The sequence below is a fragment of the Arcticibacter sp. genome, assembly GCF_045629565.1.
Lineage (GTDB): Bacteria > Bacteroidota > Bacteroidia > Sphingobacteriales > Sphingobacteriaceae > Arcticibacter.
On record NZ_JAZQRL010000022.1, the window covers coordinates 1 to 3417 of the forward strand.

At 45.1% G+C, this 3417-nt stretch carries 2 protein-coding genes; both read right to left on the reverse strand.

Features of this window, described 5'->3' with window-relative positions:
* Nucleotides 1–600: MFS transporter (locus tag ACKI5J_RS02545; RefSeq protein WP_407426190.1), on the reverse strand; the 600-nt coding region annotated here is incomplete at its 3' end.
* A 75-nt stretch (nucleotides 601–675) separates the two neighbouring features.
* A partial coding sequence (locus tag ACKI5J_RS02550; RefSeq protein WP_407426192.1) for a UvrD-helicase domain-containing protein occupies nucleotides 676–3417 on the reverse strand: 2742 nt, incomplete at its 5' end.

A 3417-nucleotide genomic window follows, 5' to 3' on the forward strand; every position in this document is an offset into this window, starting at 1 on the left:
CTTGTACCATTTACCTATTTGAAACAAGATCAGAATGGCCAAAACAGAAACCAACGTAATCCATAAAATATTAAACTGACCGTAAGGAACAATAACCACCGCTGCTAAAAGCGGACCGATAGCACTTCCTGCATTCCCGCCAAGCTGAAAAATCGATTGCGCCAGCCCTCTCTTCCCGCCAGAAGCTAGATAGGCAACCCGTGATGACTCAGGATGGAAGATAGCCGAACCCACACCCATAAGACATACCGCCGCAATGATCGTCCCGAAACCCGGCGCCAGTGCAAGCACGATCAATCCGGCAAGAGTAAACATCATCCCGAAAGCCAGAGAAAATGGCCTGGGAGTCTTGTCAGTATAGTAGCCAATAAAGGGTTGAAAGATAGATGCTGTAAGCTGAGATGCAAACGTAATGAGTCCTATCTGTGCAAAAGATAGGTTAAAATTCGCTTTGAACATCGGGTAAACCGCCGGCACAATAGCCTGCATCAAATCATTCAACAGATGTGTAAAAGCAATAGTGAACAAAACAGGATAGGCGGTCTTATTCAGAATTTCTTTAGTGGAGGAGCCACTTGACTGTAAAACTTGTTCTTTCATATTATTCTGCAGGCAGTAATACTGCCTGCCTCTCATAAGCCGCAAAAATACGCATTAAAGAATGGTTAGCAACTATTATGCTCCAGAGCTGAGCATTGCTTCAAGCTTCTCGATGGTATCTTCAGACGGTTTCCGGACATAGATCCCACTAGCCAAACCTGCCCTCACGCCTCTCAAAAACATGTATACAACACCCCCAAAGTCCCGGGAATAATCAAAATCCGGCAACCTGGTCTGAAGATATTTTTTAATCGCAAGTGTGTACAAGAGATATTGCAGATGATAGTTGTTCTCATTCATCGCCTGAGCGATCCCGGCTTGACTATAATTCTCCAAAGTATCTCCTAAGTAGTTAGATTTCCAGTCGAGCACATAATATTTTCCCTCATGCTCAAAGAATAAGTCGATCTTTCCATTCATCAACCCTTCAAGAGCCCCCGGAGCATGAACGTCAATCAATATCCCTTCGGAGGACAAAGATCTCAGGTGATACGGGTTAAACGAAGGTACCGTGAAGTCGAACTCCAGCTCATGGATCCGCTTCGTATAGTTGACGCCTGCCAAAGAAAAAGACTCACCTTCAAAAGATATCACCGCATTCATCGCATGGGTCAGAAGTGTATGCAACATGGTTGGAAGTTGTTCCTGATGCCTCGGAGCAAAACGCTTTATCGCTGCATCAATCTTATCGTTCCACCTTTCCGGATCTGTAAAATTTATCGTCTCGAATAAGAAGTGGAGCATATTTCCTGTATTCGCACCTCTCTGCAATTGATTGAAAATAAATTCATCATAACCGGTGTGCCTCCTATAGACATACTTCGTCGAACGCTCATGCTGAACATTCAACCTGCTGTAACTCATCCTAGTCCAGTTTTGCTGTACAAGCCTAAAATCTACCGCTCCGTTCTGAACGAAAGGCTTCCAATCCTGAGTACCTTTTCTGAACGAGTAGCCCTCCGGAATTTCCAATCCTTCTTCAAAGGCAATCAGCGACTCGTCCGCATTCTTAAGAGCCCGTGTAAACGTCTCCAAGGTCGAATTCTTCGTACGGGTGTTCTTATAAACGAAACACTTATATACACCCCGGGTAATCGTGACGTAGAGCAAGCGACGATTTTCCTGCTCCTCCTGTGCGCTGATCAGCACCATATCCGTATCGGTAAGTTCCCTTTTTACCGCCGACACATATTTCTTCAGTTCCGGATGCTTAAAGCTGAATATCTCCCGCTTATCAAAAAAAGTAAAATCCAGATAAGGAGCCAGTACAATATTATACTCCAATCCCTTACTCTTATGAATAGTCACAATTTTGACCGCCTCTTCGTCACTCTCTACCCGCTGCAAATACTCATCCCCTTCTGTCTCCATCCCGTCAATCCCACGCTTCAGCCAGCTCAGGAGCTCCTGAGGGTTGAGCATTTTAGACGACTGCACCTTATGAAACAACTCTACCAGCTGGTAAAGGTTCGTAATGATACGTTCACCATTTTCAACCTTTCCCTTTAGTAAGTTCTGCTGAACGTTAAAATCCGAAACAAAGCCCATCAGGGCATTGTATATCCCATCTTTCTCCCAGGTAGACTTGTAAAGCCCGAATCTTTCCGTTGCCTGTTCTTCGTTTAAACACAAAAGATCCTCTATTGATAATCCTGTGAGTGGAGAAAGCAATGCACGGTTGATGGTTGATAATGATATATTCAGCATAGCATCGAGTATATGAAGTAACTCTACAGCCTCCTCCGTCTGCAGTACTTTCGTATCGCCGATCGTAACGGCGGGAATATTGTATTTGGACAGTATCCGCTTAATCGCCTGCCCCTCTGAGTTTTTACGAACCAGAATACCAATATCCGACGGCCTTACCAGTCGCTCCTGACCGTTCTTTTCAATAGAATACGTCTCACCATCCAGCAAAGCCATCACCTGCGCGGCGACACCATCAGAAATGGCATCCTTGTTCGGCCTTTCAATGATGCTCATCGGAACATCATTTAGGCCATTTCTGCGTAGCTCGCCCTTTGCGTTATGAAGAGGAGACTCTACACGGATATAGTCGATACTATCCGCTGCTCCCCGGAAGTAAAACGTGTCAAAATCATCAACAGGTTGAAAGAACAAATTCATCGAAGCGATAAACCCCGCAGAAGAACGATAATTCGTATTCATCGAATAACGATGTTCTACCTCATGAAAAGCCTTGAAATAAGTCTCAATATCCGCCTTACGCCAGGCATAAATTGACTGCTTGGGGTCGCCGATATAGAAAAGGATCGTGTCTTCACAGAAAGCCTTCTGAAAAATAGCGTATTGCAGGTCGTCCGTATCCTGGAACTCATCTATGAACACCGCTTTGTATTTCTCCCTGAGACCTTCAACCAGTTGATGCTGATCCCTGACGACCAGCGCCTCATGCAGGTTCACGATCATGTCATCGAAAGACATTTGATTGCTCTGCATTTTATACTCCCTGATACCACGGGAAATCTGACCTATTGCCATGCAGTTGAATCGACTAATAATTTTGTAGACCTCGCCGTTCCATTTCTCAGCGGCATCATCACATTCGTCATGCCTCTCCAGTAAGTCCGGAAAGAGCTTCTGAATATAGGCCGTCGACTTTTTACTTACTATAGCGCTCAGCAAAGCTTCCGGGTCCCCGAAATGAGTCTGTAAATTCTTTTTAGCATGAGGATTTCCCATCGCCAGCTGCTGGATCTCTTCTGCCCGCTCATCCAGATGTTCAACCAAACACTGCCGCAGAGTATCTTCCGTAGCCTTCAATTGTTTGAACATCCGAAGGATCTCCTTATGGTC